The organism is Methylobacterium sp. J-030, assembly GCF_022829545.1.
GTDB lineage: Bacteria > Pseudomonadota > Alphaproteobacteria > Rhizobiales > Beijerinckiaceae > Methylobacterium.
In genome coordinates this window covers 46,327-64,053 of record NZ_JAKSYM010000376.1, presented here as the reverse complement: position 1 = coordinate 64,053, position 17,727 = coordinate 46,327, and the positions used below count along the sequence as shown (strand labels likewise).

At 65.8% G+C, this 17,727-nt stretch carries 11 protein-coding genes and 1 pseudogene; 6 read left to right on the top strand and 6 right to left on the bottom strand.

Annotated elements, in window-relative coordinates; all coding sequences use genetic code 11:
• Window positions 1–429 precede the first annotated feature (429 nt).
• The gene (locus MKK75_RS30805; protein ID WP_244046277.1) at window positions 430–1,503 is read left to right on the top strand and encodes an FkbM family methyltransferase; all 1,074 of its coding nucleotides are present in this window, start codon (window positions 430–432) and stop codon (window positions 1,501–1,503) included.
• Window positions 1,504–2,713: 1,210 nt separating this feature from the next.
• Window positions 2,714–3,763 (top strand): SGNH/GDSL hydrolase family protein, encoded by a 1,050-nt coding sequence (locus MKK75_RS30800; protein ID WP_244046276.1) that lies wholly within the window; start codon window positions 2,714–2,716, stop codon window positions 3,761–3,763.
• 88 nt (window positions 3,764–3,851) lie between these two features.
• Here MKK75_RS30800 and MKK75_RS30795 read toward each other — a convergent pair whose 3' ends face one another.
• The 3 genes from MKK75_RS30795 to MKK75_RS30785 form a co-directional block, all read right to left on the bottom strand.
• Window positions 3,852–5,462 carry a GDSL-type esterase/lipase family protein gene (locus MKK75_RS30795; protein ID WP_279594241.1) on the bottom strand — a complete coding sequence of 537 codons (1,611 nt, stop codon included), beginning with the start codon at window positions 5,460–5,462 and terminating at the stop codon, window positions 3,852–3,854.
• Between the two features lie 250 nt (window positions 5,463–5,712).
• Complete coding sequence (locus MKK75_RS30790) at window positions 5,713–6,093, bottom strand: HNH endonuclease (protein WP_244046274.1); 381 nt, start codon at window positions 6,091–6,093, stop codon at window positions 5,713–5,715.
• On the bottom strand, window positions 6,090–6,536 hold the full coding sequence (locus tag MKK75_RS30785; protein WP_244046273.1) for a hypothetical protein: 447 nt from the start codon (window positions 6,534–6,536) through the stop codon (window positions 6,090–6,092). The genes MKK75_RS30790 and MKK75_RS30785 overlap by 4 nt, the downstream gene beginning before the upstream one ends.
• A 1,067-nt stretch (window positions 6,537–7,603) precedes the next feature.
• On the opposite strand from MKK75_RS30785, the gene MKK75_RS30780 reads away from it, so the two are divergent.
• Both MKK75_RS30780 and MKK75_RS36500 read left to right on the top strand, forming a co-directional pair.
• Window positions 7,604–9,121, top strand: coding sequence for a site-specific DNA-methyltransferase (locus tag MKK75_RS30780; RefSeq protein WP_244046272.1), 1,518 nt, complete (start codon window positions 7,604–7,606; stop codon window positions 9,119–9,121).
• 330 nt (window positions 9,122–9,451) lie between these two features.
• Complete coding sequence (locus MKK75_RS36500) at window positions 9,452–9,952, top strand: DUF5681 domain-containing protein (RefSeq protein WP_409567635.1); 501 nt, start codon at window positions 9,452–9,454, stop codon at window positions 9,950–9,952.
• 31 nt (window positions 9,953–9,983) lie between these two features.
• Here the strand turns inward: MKK75_RS36500 and istB are convergent, their stop codons facing one another.
• Together istB and istA are read right to left on the bottom strand one after the other, a co-directional pair.
• Window positions 9,984–10,718, bottom strand: coding sequence for an IS21-like element helper ATPase IstB (gene istB / locus MKK75_RS30775; RefSeq protein WP_279594240.1), 735 nt, complete (start codon window positions 10,716–10,718; stop codon window positions 9,984–9,986).
• A 2-nt stretch (window positions 10,719–10,720) separates the two neighbouring features.
• Window positions 10,721–12,214 (bottom strand): annotated as a pseudogene (gene istA / locus MKK75_RS30770) (IS21 family transposase); the annotation flags it as partial.
• A gap of 120 nt (window positions 12,215–12,334) precedes the next feature.
• Between istA and terL the strand changes: the two are divergent.
• The gene (gene terL / locus MKK75_RS30765; RefSeq protein WP_244046270.1) at window positions 12,335–13,051 is read left to right on the top strand and encodes a phage terminase large subunit; all 717 of its coding nucleotides are present in this window, start codon (window positions 12,335–12,337) and stop codon (window positions 13,049–13,051) included.
• Between the two features lie 599 nt (window positions 13,052–13,650).
• Here the strand turns inward: terL and MKK75_RS30760 are convergent.
• Window positions 13,651–13,893, bottom strand: a complete 243-nt coding sequence (locus tag MKK75_RS30760) for a hypothetical protein (RefSeq protein WP_244046269.1) — start codon at window positions 13,891–13,893, stop codon at window positions 13,651–13,653.
• Between the two features lie 163 nt (window positions 13,894–14,056).
• Between MKK75_RS30760 and MKK75_RS30755 the strand changes: the two genes are divergently transcribed.
• Window positions 14,057–17,515, top strand: coding sequence for a DEAD/DEAH box helicase (locus tag MKK75_RS30755; RefSeq protein ID WP_244046268.1), 3,459 nt, complete (start codon window positions 14,057–14,059; stop codon window positions 17,513–17,515).
• Window positions 17,516–17,727 lie beyond the last annotated feature (212 nt).

Below are 17,727 nucleotides of genomic sequence, written 5' to 3'. Positions count from 1 at the left end.
GAGCCGTGCCCGCTCGCGTTGCCCACGGTACACGACACGAGACTGCGAAACCGCCAGTCGGCCCCCCCATCCAAACCTCTTAGTCTGAGGCGCCGGAGCGCAGCGCGGGCCTCGAAGGAGACCTCCAGCCAGCCGCGCGATCCCTGGAGCCCGCCTTGGAGTTCCGCTTCGCGTTCACCTCAAGATAAGGGGGTTGGGTGGGATCACCCGATCAATCTGCCACGGCGGGCTGTCGTGCACCGTGGGCAATGCGATCGGGCACGGCTCTAAATCTTTGTCTTGACGTGCTTTCTCGCGACGAACCGGGATCTTCTTCGGCGGAGGGCGCATGAGGGGCGTTGCGGCACAGCTTGCCTTCGTAATGCCACGCCGAGCCTGATAAGACCCGCCCCGGGCGTTCGACTGGCGTCTGGAGGTGCGGAGGCGCTCGTGCTGGATGCTTTGGAGCAGATGGGGATCGCAGGCTTTCCAGTAGAAAGCGTTCTCCACGTGGGCGCCAACGAGGGCCAGGAGCGCAACGACTACGCGGCGAGCGGGGCCAGCCCGATCCTGTACGTCGAGCCGGTCGACGGCGCCTTCGCGATCCTGGAGGCCAACCTGGCCGACCTGCCGTTCCACACGGCGATCCGGGCGGTCTGCGCCGAGCGGGTGGGCGAGGCGGTGCTGTTCAACGTCGCCAGCAACGGCGGCCAGTCCTCCAGCCTGTTCGCCCTGGGCGCGCATGCCGAGCACCACCCGGACATCGTCTACACGGGGGCGCAGCGCATGGTCACGACCACGGTCGACGCGGTCGTCGCCGCGCACAGCCCGGGGCGGGTGCCCAACCTGCTGGTGATCGACGCGCAGGGGGCGGACCTGCGTGTGCTGCAGGGCGCGCGCCAGAGCCTGCCTTCCGTGGACGGCGTCTACATCGAGGTCAGCGAGCAGCCCCTCTACGAAGGGGGCTGTACGCTCGAAGAGGTCACGGCCTTCCTCAAAGGGTTTGGCCTGCACCCGCGCTGGTTGCGCCTCGACGGGGTGGGGCATGGCGAGGCCTTTTACTGCCGTCGCAAGCCGGCTTACCCGATCCTGCCGCTCTTCAACGGTGTCGTGAGTGTCGGCAAGCCGGCAGCCCAGAGCAGTCTGAGCGAGTGGTCCTACTTCGACGTCGCGGATGGGCCGACCGGATGTCTCAACGGAGCGCCCACGGGGCGGCCGGGCATCCACACCGATATCGAGGACGCGCCGTGGTGGCAGGTCGATCTGGAGTCGGTATACGCCCTGAACGAGGTGCGCGTCTTCAATCGCATGGATGCCGCACGGGAGCGATCGCGGACGTTGCGGGTATCCCTCTCCGAGGATGGTGAGCATTGGCGTCTCGTGCACGATCAGGGCGGCTACACGTTTGGCGGCGCGGATGGGCGCCCGCTTCGGGTGCTGCTGGCGGGCGAGCGAGCGCGGTACGTGAAGTTGCAATTGGCCGAGCGGACGTACCTGCATCTCGACAAAGTCTTCGTCCTCTAGTGCCAGGCTCGGTTGCAACGCAATCGGGCCTGGCACGAGCGGCGGCGAGACCTGTTTCGATCCACCTGTGCCCAGCGTAGTACACGTAACGAGAGGCGGCCGTGCCCGAGCCGCCGCGAAGGGAGATACCATCGTGCGGATTGGCTTGGTCGCGCTCGTCCTGCTGGGGTTGACCTCCAGCGCTTCGGCTGCGTGCAGATGTGGTTGCATCAGGGGGCAGTACAAAGCCATCTGCCTGCCGACAGATCTGGTGGAGCCGATCTGTCAGGGGCTTTGCTCTGACGAAGTGCGGGAACTTCCGGTTACGGTCCCGCTGGCTGGCGGCCACCAAGAGATTACGCCTGTCGCGCCATCAGAGCCGACTGAAGCGAGGATCAAGATCGATCCCAAAACCGGCTTGGTGGACCAGGGCGGCAACTTCGATGCCGACACAAGGGGCTATCAGCTCGGGACCGCGGGGGTCCCCGGCGGCACCAGCAACCTCTCTTCCGGGACCGCTCCCGCCGCAGGGGGAGCATCCCGCTGAGGTGCGGTTGAAGGACCGCTCCCGCGAGGCGAGCGAGTCCAAGCGATCGACATGCACAAACCGCGTTATCAGACGCGCGACGGACGTTTCCCTGCAGCCGGGAAAAAAGCATGGACCTGGCACCATCGCCAGGAGCTCGTCGCCTGCGCGTGCGCCAGATTCATCGATCCGATATGCGCCCGTGATTCCCGGGAGGGGCTCGCTCAGGTGCTCGGCCGCGTGCGAAACCGCGATGGCCCTCTCGATGTGATCGCTCTACATCCGAGCGGCGTATCGCCTAACCACAAACCCGAGTGGCGGCGGCCGGCATCCTGCTACACACCGCCAGCCAAGCGAACGATCGTGTCGATGTACGTTCATCCTCCGCGAAGCGCCGGCTCCCGGCCGCGATGGGTATCGTCGATGCGCCGCCTTGATGACATATCGACAGCGTCGGCTAGATCGACGCGCTTCGAAAGGGCGATAGGAAAGGCATCAGGCCGACGAAGGTGTTTCGGACGCCCGATCTGCGACGGCGCGGGATTCCGGCGATCAGACGTGGTGGTCCTTCGTGATGCCTCCCCACAGCCGGATCGGACGGGGCGGTGATCCGCGCTCTATTCAAAGCCATCCTCTGATCATAACGGTTAAAGCCTTGTCGACCGGCGCCGGCATGCCGCTCGAGTGACCGATGGAGCGATAAGCATGGCGGACCGAGAGTCGGACGAGGAGCGCGCCACGCGCCGCAAAAAATTTCTGAATATGTTTCAATATTTCAGCTCCGACATTCGCTATCCCGCGCCGTACACGCAGTTCGCCGGCAAGCCCGGGAAACAAGTGGCGCAGAATGGATGGAGCTACGACGCGCTGGGCTACCGCAACGCAGTTCACGCGGACGCGCGTCCCGCCTCCGAGACCTTGCGCGTGTTTGTCGTCGGCGACAGCACGATGGTCGAGGGGCACACGATCGCCGATACCGTGCCCGGATTGTTGGAGCGGGCGCTGAAACAGACGCACGGTGCGGGCGCGCGCGTCTATAACTTCGGGGCAATCTCGGCCTGCCTCAATCAGATGACGGCCCTGATCACGATGCGGCTCGCCGACCTCCAGCCGGATGTCATTCTGGTAGTCGGTGGCGCGACCGATATCTTTCAGCCGTGGAGTTTCGACCCGCGTCCGGGTATCCCCTTCAATCACTTCGTCAGCGAATGCATCGCGGATTACCTGTTCGACCCGAAGCCGTCGGTGGCTGAGTCGGTCGAGTTTTCCTACGAGGACATGCAGGAGGAGATCTTCAACCGGCTGCACAACTTGCGGGCGCTGCTGCAGTGGCAAAGCGCGCCGTGGGAATGGGAGGTCGTGCGGCAATTCGAACTGGCGGCCAAGCGGCTCGCCCGCCTATCACGCGGCGTCGACGCGCCGATCCGGCTCATCTTCCAGCCCTCCGTGATACGGAAAACGGCTCTGGTCGGCTCCGAGCAGAAGGCGGCGTCCGACGATTTCCTGATGTTCCTCGAGCGGCAATACGATCGATTCGAGCGCGTGTTGCGCGAACTCTCCGAAGGTCCTTTGATCCGACCGGGCTTTGGCGTGCGTGACATGAGCCGCCTGTTCGCCGGGGACGAGCGCGAGGTCTTCACCGATATCGTTCACTACACGCTCGAAGGGCGTGAGCGCGTCGCGGAGGCGCTCGCGGCCGAGGTCGCCGCGGCTCTGGGGGCGACAGGATCGGGGGCAGATCCGGCGCTTCGATAGAGCATGGGCTGATGCGGCGACTTTGGTCGTTCGTGGCGATCAACAAGCGGAGATGGCACTCGAAAGCTGCTTGCGTGGGTGATCCGGCTTATCCGCGCCGCAGGAGGCGTAGGGCCCGGTCGCGCAAACTCGGGGGCCGCGCCCGCACGAGCGCCGCCGACACCTCGCGCGCGATACGCTCGGCAACGATTTGGCGCCCCGCGTCGTCATAGTGAACGATGTCGTTGAAGGTCGCCGCTTCCCGGTCGAGGAAGATGCTGCCGAGGTCAACCGCCGTGAAGGTGCGCCGGAATGGCCTTCGCTCGGCGAGCAGCGCGTAGAACGCCTCGAGGCGCCCGTACTGACGATCGAAGTAGGCCAGGAACTCGGCTGATGCGATGCCTCGCTCGGTCTCAGCGAGGTGGTTCTTGCGAATGATGGCGGGCTGCAGACCGGCGATGATCGGAATGGCGTGATCGTGCGACAGCTTTGCGAGCCGGTGCAGTGCGCGTTGATAGTAATGCACGACCGCCTCCTCCCACGCCGGGCTCTGCCAACCCGTTTGTGCACGCAAGCGCTCGCGCTCCTCGTAGATGAGCGTGACAAGCCCTTCGTAGCTCAGACCATCCTCGCGCGCTCCCGGTACGTGCGTGTCAAAAAAATGGTCGTAGAGTCGTTCGACGATGTAGGCATTGTAGGGGTGGCCGGGTCGCGGGTCGTAGGTCCATGCCTGAAATTGGTCGGTGCAGCCGCTCAGCACGACAATCGCGTCGGGTCGGTAGTCGATGAGTTGTGACCAAATCAGATGGACCATCTGTGTCGCACAGGACGACATCACTCCGAAGTTGTAGACTTTAGCATCTGGTAGGCCGTCGTTCCGCAGGATCTGTTCGAGGCGGGCCGGCAGAGTCTTGGCGAGGGCCCCGCCGTCGATCGTCGTGCTGTCGCCGACGACGAAGACCCGTGTCTCGCCGCGCGGCTTCTCGTGCGTGATGGCGGTGGCATTGAGGAAGCCTAGAGCATCGAAGGGAACGCCATAATGGGTCGCCCCGGGCTTGCCGGCGAACTGCGTGAATGGTCGCGGCAGACGCGTGTTCGAGTCGAGATGGCCGAAATGCAGCAGGAATTTGCGCCGTCTCTCTTGATCTGGCGTCTCGTCCGGGGGGTAGATCGGCTCCAGGCCTGGCGCGGTGAGCGCGGATAGCATCACCGGTTCGATCGCGGCGTAGCCGGCGGCGCTGAGACCGCCGTCGCCCGCAGCGAAGGCCTCCTGCACGCCGCCTGTCTCGCTTGAGAGCGTACCGTAGTAGTCGATGAAATGCGCGCCGAAATCGCGCGCGTGATCGCGCAGCCACGCGTCGACCGTGGTCGCGATAAATTCCGCCCCCGGCTGCCAGCGCGGCCGGGACGGCGGGATCGCGCCGACGAAGACTCTCACGTAACGGTCGCGTGCCTCGGTGAGCATCGCGGCGATCTCTCGTACGATCGCTTCGACCGAGGCGTCGCCGCGGACCAATTCGTTGAAGCCGACCAGGAGATGCAGGCCCTTGGCGCCGGAGGCGGTGATGTCGGAGCGGATCCGCAGCCTCATGTCGTGCACACCCTGTCCTGCGATCCCGCGGGCAAGACCAGTTGGCTCTTGAAACAGTTCGGGTCGGAGCACGGCCCACCGTGCGGTGATGTCATCTCCTACGAAGATTGTGGGGCAGAGCGGGTACATCGCGTCATCCGACCATGGACTCTTGTTCCATGAACCAGCGATGTAGGCTCGTCGAGGGGATCGAAGTGCTGCACAGCTGCCGGTGTGGCTGCGCTGTCACAGATCGGTGACGGCTCCTGTGCTTAGTCCGGTCATGTTATTGTCTCTGGTATAGGCATGCTCAAGTCTGCAATGATCGCCGCCACTCCGGCCTTCATATCAGTGTAGATGCCGCGCCAGCGGGTGCGGCGGATGAAGGCGAACTTCGACCTCATCGCAGACGTTCACCGGTGTCCCGCCGGACGAGACCGCCGCCGATCAGCCGCTTGAACGGGCTGGCGCGGCTGCCCGGAAGTGGCTGGCGGTGCGGGTCGGTGATGCCGACGTGCCGGTCGCGTTGGCGACGCACACGCGCGATGATGCCGACATCGATCACGGTTTTGGCTGCATGGCAGGGACGACAGAGGACTTGGCAGTTGTCGAGCGACGCGTCCTCGGTCAGGGCGGCTGGGATGATGTGGTCGTAGTGAAAGCGTCCGACCTGCAGGGTGCACGGGCAGCAGCTGCCGTCCGCGAGCACACCCTCGCAGCGCCCGCCGGCGCGTGCGAGGGCGGCGCGCTGGACCGCCTTGGTAAACTCCCGGCGCATCATCGCCGCGCCTCCGCGCTCGGCGTCTCTATCGGAAGCACCAAGTCCGCAGCGATCGCCCTGCGGTCCGCTGCCGTCTCAGCGAGGCGATAGGCGTGCAGCTCGGCGGCGCCCCGTTGCGCGCAGGCGGCGAGCCAGCCGAGGTAGCCGGGGTCGCCGGGCTCGCAAGCGCGGATCGCGACGAGGCTGGATTGCCCCTCGGCATCGCGGCGCACCGCGAGGACGACCGCCGCGTGATCCGCGACGAGATCGGGCTGATCGAGTCGGTGGACCACGACGACGTAACGGCGTCCCGAGGTGCCGCGCCAGACGCTGAGGGGGACCGGTGGAGTGCCGCGCAGACCTGCGCTGGAGCGCAGGCGTTCTTCGCGGACAGACGATCTGACGATCCGATCCGCCTTCAGGTCGCGCAGAGCCGCGGCCCAGGAGAGGGTACGCTTCGACATGGCCGTCTCAAGCCCCCGTATTCAAGTGGGCGATCGCGGCCGCCGGCTCGGCAGTCTGGCTTTGCTGAGCTAGGGTGCGGGTGGACCGATCCGAATGCAAACCATTGGATTCGGGACAGCGGGTGGAGAGAAGGTGAAACATGGGCAAGCGTCTGGCCTCGCGGCGGGACCTGCCCCGCCACCACCCCGGCCCCGCATGCGGCTGTCAGAGCCGGCGGGGCTATGAGAATGGGGGCAGTCTCTTCGGCGACAGCTAAGCTCGTTGGTCAGTCTCGGAGCTCGGTCCCGATCTCTTCTATTGTCCTGCTATCGATGCAGTAGGAGCCGCCGCGTAGGATGGAGCCTGCTGTTGATCAGGAGATTGGGGGTATCGGGCATCGATCAGGCGCTGCGGCAGTGTATTGATCGAATATCAATCCGATCTGAATTTGATTGAGCGTACGACTAACTATGAACCAGCTGCTCGCGTATAAATCGTTCATAGAAGGATAGATATTATCGAAAGTTTGCCTCTATTTACGTCGAGGTTGCTTCGTGTTGGGACTAGTAACGCTCCAATCCGCCGTGCAGTCCAGTCCTATTTTGCAAAGAAATCTGCTGAGGGCGCTTCGTCAAATCGAATACCGAGTCGGTTGCATCGGAGCGTGACTGATGTGGCGCGGCAGGTGTGCGGCGAGCTCAGTAGGGATGGGGTTGTGTCGCTCTGGATCCAGCTGCCTGTGCATGGGAGCGGAGCTTCGATTTCGCGCCGTCGCTCGAGGGGGCGTGCGATGGAATTGATCTACAGAGCCGGCGGCATTTTAAGTTGCAGTCCGGACGGCGATCCGGCATAGAGGCACGTGTTGCGCGCCGGACTACCTTGTAGGGCGAGGCGCACGAGGCCGGTCGACCTAGGAAGGTCGGCAGTCCGCAGGCACTATGAAGCAGCACGGGGCAATCGAGCCCTGAGCAGCATCGGTCAGGTACGCTCGATCTCGCAGGTCGAGCGCCGACTGATGGCTGCGCGCTGCCGTTTTTCCTTTCAGTCAGCCCCGGTCTCCATTGCTGCATGAGCTTTGGAGGCAATCATGACTCGAAGAGAAAACATCCCCATTCCATCCAAGACAGGGCTTCCCCCCTCGCCGGCTAACGCGATCGCGCTCGATGAGGCGCCGCGCGTTGCTGTTGGCCCAGGGTTAGAAGGGCGCTACGGGCTCGCGCCGCTCCGCATGCTCACGGAGAACCCGCACCGCGTGCAGGTTCATTCGACGCGGCAGGTGAGCAAGCTGAGTCGTGGCATCGAGGTCACGGGGCAGCTGGCGCCGGCGATCATCGACGAGCACTACGTCATCCTCGCGGGGCATGCCCGCCTCGCTGCCGCCAAATCGCTCGGGTGCGCGAGCATGCCGGTGGTTCAGGTCTTCAACCTGACCGAGGCGCAGAAGCGCACCTTCCTCCTGAGCGACAACCGCATCGGTCTGGATGCCCGTCTCGACCGCAAAGCCCTGGCCGATCAAGTCCCCGAGCTGACACTGCTCTTCGAGGAGGCTGGGCTGACGCTCAACGACACCGGCTTCGAGATCGCCGAGCTCGATGCGCTCGTGATCGACTTCGAGGACGACGGAGGCGAGGTCGATGACACCCTTGATCCAGCCCTGGCGACGTCGGAAACACAGCTTCGTCGCGGCGACATCTTCGCCCTCGGGGCACATCGCCTCGCCATCGGCGATGCCCGCGATCCTGACCTCCTCGACCGCCTGATGGCGGGCGAGAAGGCAGAGGCTGCCTTCGTAGACCCACCCTATAACTTACCGGTCCGCTCGATCGGAGGGCGGGGTCAAGCCCGTCACGCCGAGTTCGCCTTCGCCTCGGGCGAGATGAGCCGCGCGGAGTTCGTAGCTTTTCTGGAAGCGGCTCTCGGCAACGCCGCTCGGGTTTCGAAGCCCGGAGCGGTGCACTTCGTCTCGATCGACTGGAAACATATTAGAGACCTGATCGAGGCCGGTGAGCGCGTTTACGGCGCATTTCTGAACTTGGTCACGTGGGTGAAGACCAATGCTGGACAAGGAGGCTTGTATCGCAGCCAGCACGAGATGATCGGGGTATTCCGAGTCGGGCAAGAGCCTCATCGTGACAACGTACAGATGGGACGGTTCGGTCGAAATCGTACCAACGTCTGGACATATGCTGGTGCCAACGGGTTCCGGGCCGGTCGCCTCGACGATATCGCGGACCATCCGACGGTCAAGCCTCTTACGCTCGTGGCCGATGCGCTCAAGGACGTCAGCGGACGTGACGCCATCGTGCTCGACACTTTCGTGGGCTCGGGCACCACGATCTTAGCCGGCGAGCGGATCGGGCGTCGGGTCCGGGCGATAGAGTACGAACCGCGCTATGCCCACGTGGCGATCCGACGCTTCGAGGCAGCCTCCGGCCGCGATGCGGTGCATATCGAGACCGGGTTGAGCCTCGCGCAACTGATGGAGCGGCGCTCCCGCGAGGAGCAGCAGAGCGCGAAGGTGGAACGGGCGTCCGCGCGGCCATCGGGAATGACCGGGCGGACCCCTGTGCGGGCGAGGGAGCGCTCGCGCTCGCCGACCTCGTAAGCGTGCGGCCGCCAGCCAGCGGCCGCAGGTCATCATGAAATAAGATAAGCCGCAAACTTGATTCTGAGGCTATTACTCCAGATCAGGTAACGATTGTTATCGTCTTGCCGCCGAGATCGGAAATAAATGTCAGCGGGTTTTCGCGCTTGACATCCCAGATGCGACGTATAAAACCGTAATGGTCACGCAGTCCTGTGATTTGGACTGTACTATAGCTGGGAATTAGGGGCCCGACTCTGTGGGCCACTCGTCATCGCTTCGTGCGGTGCGGCATTCCAGCACAATCCTCCCTTTCCTGATGGGAAAGGCTCGAATGTGCAGGAGTGTATTATGTCCTATGATGATCAGCCGCCAGCCGACTTCGGTCAGGCGAGCCCCTCCCCCCAAGCGACGGACCATGGGGAGCGCGTCGGGTACAAGCGGCCGCCCAAACACAGCCAATTTCGTAAAGGCCAAAGCGGCAATCCGAAGGGGAGGCCGAAAGGGAGCCTTAACATCTCGACGCTCAGCGGGATGGCCGCGGACCAATGGCTCGGAGAGACCGTAAAGATCGTCGAGCACGGACGTGAGTATCACGTCCCGCGCTTTGTCGCACTCCTGAGAGTGCAGGGCGATCTCGCACTCAAAGGTAACCTCAGGGCGATGCGTGACGTCTTCAATCTCCTCATGCGCTTAGCCTCTGACGAGCCTGCGGCTCGGACCAGCGCGGAGACCGCAGTCGAGGACGCGGCGATCCTGGGTCGCCATCTCCACTGTCAAAAAGCGTTGGAACGGGACCCCGGATCGGCGTGCAATTGGGACCCCTTCGCGAGCGGGGTCCCGTGCGGCTGAGCGGATCTGCTGTCCAGGTTGGACGCCGACCTCAGGCGCGGTTCTTGAAGCGCCAGCTTTCGTTGCCGGTCTCGACGATCTCACAGTGATGGGTGAGCCGGTCGAGCAACGCCGTGGTCATCTTGGCGTCGCCTGCGAACACGCTCGGCCACTCGCCGAAGGCGAGGTTGGTGGTCACCACGATCGAGGTGGTCTCGTAGAGCTTGCTGATCAGATGGAACAGCAACTGGCCGCCTGACTGCGCAAACGGCAGGTAGCCGAGTTCGTCCAGCACCACGAAGTCGAGCCGCATAAGATGGTCGGCGATGCGGCCCTGCCGGCCGGCACGCGCCTCGGCTTCGAGCCGGTTGACGAGGTCGACCACGTTGTAGAACCGGCCTCGCTTCCCATCCCGGATACACGCTCGCACGATAGCGATGGCCAAGTGCGTCTTGCCGGTGCCGGTGCCGCCGACCAGCACGACGTTGCGCTGGTGAGCCAGGAACTCGCCGCTGGCGAGGTCGCGCACCAGACCCTCGTTGATTGGGGTGCCGTCGAAGGCGAATTCGGCGATGTCCTTGGCCAGGGGCAGTTTGGCGATCGTCATCTGGTAGCGGATCGAGCGCGCCTGCTTCTCGCTGATCTCGGCCTGGAGCAGGTCGCCGACGACCTGTTGAGGCTCGTGAGTGCGCTTGAGCGCGACCTTGATGATCTCGTCGTAGGCGGCCTTCATCCCGAACAGCTTCAGCTCGCCCATGGTGGCGAGGATGTTCTGACGTTCCATCATGGGGCTCTCCTCAGGCTGTCGTAGCGGGCACAATCGGCGACTGGCTCATGGCGCAGCCGCAGGCTCTCAGGCGTCAGGATGGTGACCGGGACGGTGGGCTCGCGCTGACGGGCGAGGATGTTGAGGACGACGTCGGCCGAGTGCACGCCCTCACGCAACGCCTCGGCGCAGGCGGCCTCGACCGCACTCAGGCCGTCGCGCAGCACGGCGGTGAGGATCTCGACCATCTGCCGGTCACCATCGGCGCTGCCGGCGAGCATGCGTCGGATCCGGTCGAGGGCGGCCGGCAGCACCCAGTCCTTGAACGGCGCGCCGTTCCTGAGCGCACCGGGCTTGCGGGCGAGCACGGGGACGTAGTGCCAGGGATCGAACACCGTCTGGTTGCGACCGAAGCCACGGGCATGCTCGCCGACGATGCGCCCGTCCTGTCGGATCTCCACGCGCTCAGCATAGGCGCGCACCTCGACCGGCCGCCCGAGGGCGGAGGCTGTGACCGAGTACCGATTGTTGTCGAAGCGAACCAAACAGGTCGAGGACACGGCCGCCGGCACAGCGTGAAAGCCGTCGAAGCGGCCGGCATAAGGGACCAAGGCTGCCCGCTCGGCCTCAAAGGCCTGCCACACGGTCCGGTCGGGCTGCTCGGGATGCGGGTGGGCCTTGGCGTAGGCGATCACCCCGTCGAGCAGCAGGGCGTTCAGCTCGTCGTAGCTCCTCACCCGGATGCGCGGCGTGAACAGGCGCTCGCGCAACAATCCGACCTGGTTCTCGACCTGCCCCTTCTCCCAGCCCGAGGCCGGTGTGCAGGCCACCGGCTCGACGAGGTAGTGCGAGCACATCTGCAGGAAGCGGCGATTGTAGGCGCGCTCACGTCCGACGAAGATCGCGTCCACGGCGGTCTTCATGTTGTCGTAGATCCCGCGCTGGCAGACGCCGCGGAAGAAGGCGAACGCCCGGTCGTGGGCGTCGAACACCATCTCCTGGCTCTCGCGTGGGTAGGCCCGCACGAACGGCATGCGCGAGTGGCAGAGCCGGACGTGGGCGACCTTGATCTCCGTGGTCGTGCCGCCGATCAGCACCGTCTCGTGGCTCCAGTCGAACTGGTAGGCCTCGCCCGGCGCGAAGGAGAGCGGCACGAACGCCTGGGCTGTGACCGCGGTACGCTCACGCTTCCAGCCCTTGGCGTAGCGGCGCACCGCGTCGTAGCCGCCCTCGTAGCCGAGCCCGCGCAGGGCCTCGTAGATACGCATCAGCGTCAGTCGCTCACGCCGCGCCGTGCTGGCGTTCGCCAGGAGCATCCGGTCGAGCTCGCCCCGCCACGATCCAAGCTTTGGGGCAGGTTGAACGGCGCGGGTGTATTGGAACGCCGTCGCCTCGGAGCGGATGACCTTGCGCACGACCTTGCGTGAGACCCTCAGCTCCCGGCAGATCTGCTTGATCGGCTTCTGCTGCACGAAGTACGCGCGCCGGATCTTTGCGACCGTCTCCACGACCAACATCCCGCGCAAGCCTCCCGTTCGAGCCGGAAGGCAGTGTGGATGACTTGTCCTGGGGGTCCCGTTTGGACGCCGATCACCCCGAAAACGGGGTCCTTATTCCACGCCTAATCACAGCCGGCGTTGCTCGACCGCATCATCGTCTCTTGGGATACAGCGTCGACGCTGGGCGAGATGAGCGATTGGTCCGTCGGACAAGTGTGGGGCGTGCGCGAGCAGGACTTCTTCTTGCTCGATGTCGTCAGGAAGCGCTTCGAGTTCCATCAGCTGCGGCGCGCCGTGCTGGAGTTGCACGCGCGCTGGGACGCCGACGTGACCTTGATCGAGAAAACGGCGCTCGGACACGCGTTGTTGCAGGATCTTCGCCGCACGAGTCCGCTGCGGCCGATCCTGCTGCCGGCCCGCCTCGACAAGGTGGCGCGTTGTGAGGCGCAGTCGGCGCGCTTTGAGGAAGGGCGGGTGCACCTGCCCGCTGAGGCACCGTGGCTCGGCGCCTATGAGAGCGAGCTGTTGGCGTTCCCGAACGGGCGCCACGACGATCAGGTCGACGCGACGAGCTACGCCCTGCACTACCTCACGGATTGGCTGCGGCGGGTCCGGCCGCCTACCCGGCGAAGCCGCGAAAGCATGCGGGGCGTAAGAGGGCGATACGACGCCGAACCAGCGACTGTCGTCGGGGAGACGATCGCATCGGTCGGTGAGGGACACCGCGTGACGATCGAGGATGGTCGCCGCGTCATCCACGTCCCGGCCTCAACGCCCTTCCCGCCGCCTGACGCTCGAGCGGAGCCGAGCGGCCGGACGACTCGTCGTCCGTCACGCCGTCGCGATCGAGCGTGAGTGTCGGTCTCAGACGCGGACCGCCGGCAGCTCGCCTGCCGGCGCGTGATCACTGCGGCGTTGAAGAGAGGAATGCCGCTTTGGTGACGGCGGGGGGCGCCTATCACACCCGCCGCGATCGGCGGGGCGACGTTCAGCGTGTCGCGATCGCAATGGGCGGCTGAGGGGGCCCCGCTGACAGGTGGGTTAATAACTGGGTTTGCCGGATGCCAGCGACGCCTCGGCCGAGAGAACCTTCGGTTCCGCGCCGATCGCGCTGTAGATTCGCGACCACGACGGCCAGCCCGTGCCTGCGTGTCAGGAAGGATGCGCGAAGCCGTATCGAGGCGATCGGCGTAGAACCACCGCTGACGCCACCTCAATGCCGACCAGCAGCGCTCCGGCGAGCTCAGGGGCCTCCGACGGCAATCGCGGGACCGAGCGCAGAACCTGTCGGACCTCCTCAGCCGCATGCGCCGAGGTCACGACGCTGCGGGCCCCGATCACCTCTGCGACTACTGGCTGCGAGCGGCGGCCGAGGACGACACGCAAGATGATGTTCGCGTCGACGACGAGGATCGAGGACGGCGTTCGCGGTCCGGTCCTCGCCTCCTGTGGCATCACTCAATGCCCCGCTCCGCCAGCAATTGCTCGACTGCCGCCTCCTGTTCGGACGAGCGCCGCGCCGCTGCGGCTTCGATGTCCGCCAACACCTTGCTCATGTACTCACGCGAGAGCGTGTGGATCGGGGACAAAACCCCCACTGTCGCGGTGCCGTTCTTGATCGGGACCGCATGGGGCAAAGCCTGGATCGCACCGACTGACAGTCTCTTCAGGTCGCGCATACTGATGGCCGATGGCATGAGAAGCTCTACGGATCCTAACTGTAGGTGAGGCTGTGGGCATCAACGGAGAGATGGCCGTGGTGGGATTCCGCACTTGGTGCGTCCCTGATTGACAACGGTCCTCTCGCTCCCGTCGAATGAATTCGAGGTCGGCGCTTCGAGGAGGCCCCGCGGTAATCCTATGGAGCGTTTCGGCGAGAAGCATATCCTCAGCGAGGTCGGGCGGAACGCCCTCGAGGCTGGGCGGCAGTATCTGCGAGATGGCCGGGTCCTCGCCTACGAGCGGGACGATGAGGTCGTGTTCGGGCGGGTTCTCGGCACGGACCCCCGGCCCTACGAGCAGACGATCGACATCGGGGACGGGCGCGGCGGTGTCAGCATCGCGGGGGAATGCACGTGCCCAGTCGGCTTCAACTGCAAGCATGTCGCGGCCGTGCTCCTCTACGGCCTCCACGCGATGCCGCGCGTTCCTGGCCTCACGTCTGAGGAGCGCGTCGCTCGGCTCCTCACCGGGCCGTCGCCGCGCGCCGTCACCCCGGCCAACCAAAGTGCGATCGCAATACCGGGCTTGGCCGCGTGGCTGGATGATCTCGCCCGCGCTCAAGCCACAGCCGAGGAGAGCTACCCCGGCAGCATCGCGCAGCGCCTCATCTACCTTCTCAGCCCGATCCCGAGGGGCCAGGGTGTTGCGCGGCTCGGCGTCCGCCTCATCTCGGCGCGGTTGTTCAAGGACGGCCGATTTTCGCAGAGCAGCCGCCCATACGACGTGAGCGCGGTGTCTGGCACTCCTGCCAAGTTCCTGCGGCCTTCAGATCTGAGGATCGTTCGTGCGGCGACGTTGATCCGACGCGACTCCGGGAGCTACGGGGCGGGAGGCGCCATCAGCCTCGCCTGCGACGCGGGGGCGGCGATCCTCGCTGAGATCCTCGCAACCGGCCGAGCCCGCTGGTCGGATCTGGCCGGACCGGTTCTCGCGTCGGGACCGCCGCGATCGGGGCGGATCGTCTGGCAACCAGCGGGCGAGGCCGCCCTGGTGCCTCGGATCGAACTCGAGGGCCGAGGCCACGCGCTCGCCGCCACGCCGCCGGTCTATGTCGACTCCGAGGAGGGTGTAATCGGGGTCGTCGAGACGGGCTATCCGCCGCGGATCGCCGCGACGCTGCTGGCCGCGCCGGAGGTGCCCGGAACCGCAGTCGCGGCGTTCAACGCCGCCTTGACCCAGCGCGCGCCCAGCCTCACCGCTGCGGCGGCACCGGAACCCCAGCGGGAGCGTGTGACCGGCATTACGCCGATCCCGGTCCTGCGCCTGTTCGCCGCCGATCTGCCGCCAGAGAGGGCGTCACCCTACAGCTACTTCGGCTATGGCACACCGCCCGCGCCCGAGCGGATCGGGCTGGGCCGCCTCTCCTTCCGCTACGGTCCCGTGATCATTCCCCTTGGCGAAGCCCATCCCGTGGTCACGCGGCTCACGGCCGGACGCTTGGTCGAGATCCACCGCGACGCGGACGCGGAGCGTCGGGCCGTCGCCGACCTCTTGGCGAACGAGTTCGTCCCGCTGCCCGAGCGGCGCGCCCGGGTTCCCGACGCGCACGCGCGCGACTTCGTCCCGGACGGCGACGATCTCGCCTGGCTCGACGCGCAGTTCCACGTCCTGCCCCGGCTTCGGGCGGAGGGGTGGGAGATCGCGGTCGCCGACGACTTTCCAGGCCGGTTGCTGCGGGCGGGCGCCGGTTTCGAGGCTGAGATCCGCGAGGGGGCGGGCATCGACTGGCTCGAACTCCATCTTGGCACCTTGGTCGACGGCGAGCGGATCGACCTGATCGGTCCGATCGTCGCGATGATCACCGCGCCCGGCTTCGATCTCGCGATGATGGACACCTTGGCGGAGGATGACGAGGCCGCCTACCTGCCTCTGCGTGACGGACGCATCCTCGCCCTCCCGGCAACGCGGCTCAAACCGATCGTCGCGGCGATCCGCGATCTCGCGCTCGGCCGTGGGGCGGGAGATGGTTGCCTGCGCCTCGGCCGTGCGGCCGCCGTGGGGCTCGCGGAGTTCGAGGCAGCGCTGCCCGATACGATCTGGCGGGGCGGCGAGCGCGTGCGCGAGATGGGGCGCAGGCTCGGTGCGGCCGGCGGGATCCCGCCGGCTGTGCTGCCGCTCGACTTCCGCGCGACCCTGCGCCCCTATCAGCACGAGGGCGTCTCGTGGCTCACCTTCCTCGGCGAGCTCGGTTTCGGCGGCGTGCTCGCGGACGACATGGGTCTCGGCAAGACGGTGCAAGCCCTGGCACTGATCGCGGTCGAGAAGGCACAGGTTCGGCTCGCCGGCCCGGCCCTGGTGGTCGCGCCCACCAGCTTGATGGCGAACTGGCGCCGGGAGGCGGAGCGCTTCGCGCCGAGCTTGCGCGTCCTGACCCTCCACGGCCACGATCGCGCCGATCGATTCGGCGCGATCCCTGACAGCGACGTGGTGTTGACGACCTACCCGCTGATCGCCCGCGATCACGCCGTGCTGGCAGCGCGCACTTGGCCGCTGCTGCTGCTCGATGAGGCGCAGACGATCAAGAACCCGGATGCCGCGACGACGAAGCTGCTGCTCGGGATCGAGGCGGCCCACCGCGTGTGCATGACCGGTACCCCGCTGGAGAACAATCTCGACGAGCTGTGGTCCCTGTTCGCCTTCGCCTGCCCCGGTCTGCTGGGTGACCGCAAGAGCTTCGCTCGAGTCTGGCGCAACCCGATCGAGAAGCACGGCGACCGCGAGCGCAGCCAGGTGCTGGCCCGCCGCGTCAAGCCGTTCCTGCTGCGTCGGACCAAGGAAGCGGTCGCCCGCGAACTGCCGCCGAAGACCGAGATCGTCGAACGCATCGACCTGCACGGCGCGCAGCGCGACGTCTACGAGGCGATCCGGCTGTCCATGCATGCGCGCGTCCGCGCCGCGATCGCCGAGCGCGGCTGGGCACGCAGTCGGATCGTCATCCTCGATGCTCTGCTGAAGCTGCGCCAAGCGTGCTGCGATCCACGCCTTCTGAAGCCGGGCAGCGCGAATAGCTCGGACAGCGAGATCCCGCCGCCGAAGCGAAACACGGCGCGTAAGCCGGCGGCGCGGTTGGCCGGTGCCGGGTCGGCCAAGCTCGACCGCCTGGAGGAGATGCTGACAGAGCTGCTCGCGGAGGGGCGGCGCATCCTTGTCTTCTCGCAATTCACCTCGATGCTACGCCTGATCGAGGAACGGCTCACCGAGCGGGCAATCCGCTACGCGCTCCTGACAGGAGCAACCCGGGATCGAGAGGCGGCCATCCGGCTGTTCGAGGGAGGCTCTGTCAGCGTCTTCCTCGTCAGCCTGAAGGCCGGGGGGACCGGTCTCAACCTGACCGCGGCCGACACCGTGATCCTCTACGACCCCTGGTGGAACCCAGCCGTGGAAGATCAGGCGGTCGATCGGGCCCACCGGATCGGACAGACCAAGCCGGTCTTCGTGCACAAGCTCTTGGCGAGCGGAACCATCGAGGAGAAAATGGAGATCCTCAAGGAGCGCAAGAGCGCGCTGGCGCAGTCGCTCTTCGACCAGGACGGCGCGTCGATCCTCGCGATGACGCAGGCCGATCTCGAGCTTTTGCTGTCGCCTGAGTTCGCATGACGCTGCCTCTGGGGCGCACTTGCACAGGTGAGAACAGCGGGCTCAGCGAAAGGCCGTAACGATGGGCGACGAACGACACGGGCGAGCCGGGCTGCTGGCTCTCCCAGACGACAGAAATCGTCTTGATAGTGAACCCGCGATGTCGGTGGCGGACGCCGCGAAAGATCCCACCCCGCCCCTGTGCGGCGGTCAGGATCGGTTAAGATAGCCTT

Bases quoted from the DNA above. Each gene is read 5' to 3' on its own strand.
- MKK75_RS30800 (WP_244046276.1), top strand. From the start codon at position 2,714: ATGGCGGACCGAGAGTCGGACGAGGAGCGCGCCACGCGCCGCAAAAAA.
- MKK75_RS30795 (WP_279594241.1), bottom strand. From the start codon at position 5,462: ATGTACCCGCTCTGCCCCACAATCTTCGTAGGAGATGACATCACCGCA.
- MKK75_RS30790 (WP_244046274.1), bottom strand. From the start codon at position 6,093: ATGATGCGCCGGGAGTTTACCAAGGCGGTCCAGCGCGCCGCCCTCGCA.
- MKK75_RS30785 (WP_244046273.1), bottom strand. From the start codon at position 6,536: ATGTCGAAGCGTACCCTCTCCTGGGCCGCGGCTCTGCGCGACCTGAAG.
- MKK75_RS30780 (WP_244046272.1), top strand. From the start codon at position 7,604: ATGACTCGAAGAGAAAACATCCCCATTCCATCCAAGACAGGGCTTCCC.
- MKK75_RS36500 (WP_409567635.1), top strand. From the start codon at position 9,452: ATGTCCTATGATGATCAGCCGCCAGCCGACTTCGGTCAGGCGAGCCCC.
- istB (WP_279594240.1), bottom strand. From the start codon at position 10,718: ATGATGGAACGTCAGAACATCCTCGCCACCATGGGCGAGCTGAAGCTG.
- MKK75_RS30760 (WP_244046269.1), bottom strand. From the start codon at position 13,893: ATGCCATCGGCCATCAGTATGCGCGACCTGAAGAGACTGTCAGTCGGT.
- MKK75_RS30755 (WP_244046268.1), top strand. From the start codon at position 14,057: ATGGAGCGTTTCGGCGAGAAGCATATCCTCAGCGAGGTCGGGCGGAAC.